This window comes from Haloferax sp. KTX1, assembly GCF_902410085.1.
In the GTDB taxonomy this organism is placed as follows: domain Archaea; phylum Halobacteriota; class Halobacteria; order Halobacteriales; family Haloferacaceae; genus Haloferax; species Haloferax massiliensis.
In genome coordinates this window covers 1-456 of sequence record NZ_CABPRH010000162.1, presented here as the reverse complement: position 1 = coordinate 456, position 456 = coordinate 1, and the positions used below count along the sequence as shown (strand labels likewise).

The following is a 456-nucleotide window of genomic DNA, read 5'->3' as shown; positions in this document are numbered from 1 at the left end:
GTGCGGAGAACTCGCGACCGAGGTCGGCGATCAGCGCGCCGTACTCGATCTGTGGAAGTATGGTCGAGTAGCCCTGCGAGAAGCCGACCACGTACACGCCCGCGAGGAACGCGACGATGAGGATGGTGTACTGGACGGCCATATTTTTCGTCGCCCCCAGCATCCCCGAGAGCGCGAAATAGCCGACGGTGATGGTCATCATCACGACGATCATCGGGATGATGTCGAGGCCGAAGACGTACTGACCGACCAGCCCCATGCCGCGGGCCTGGCCGACGGAGTAGACGTACGCGATGAGTAGCGTGGTGAACGCGGCCAGCGCGCGGGCAGTTGGCGAGTTGAACCGGTCGCCGACGAAGTCCGGCGCGGTGTACTTCCCGAACCGCCGCATCTGCGCGGCTAGGAAGATGAGCAGGATGAAGTAGCCGGTCGTCCAGCCGACGATGAACGCCAGGC

At 63.8% G+C, this 456-nt stretch carries 1 pseudogene; it reads right to left on the bottom strand.

Annotation, left to right across the window (positions count from 1 at the left end):
* Positions 1-456 (bottom strand): annotated as a pseudogene (locus FY251_RS21260) (cation acetate symporter); the annotation flags it as partial.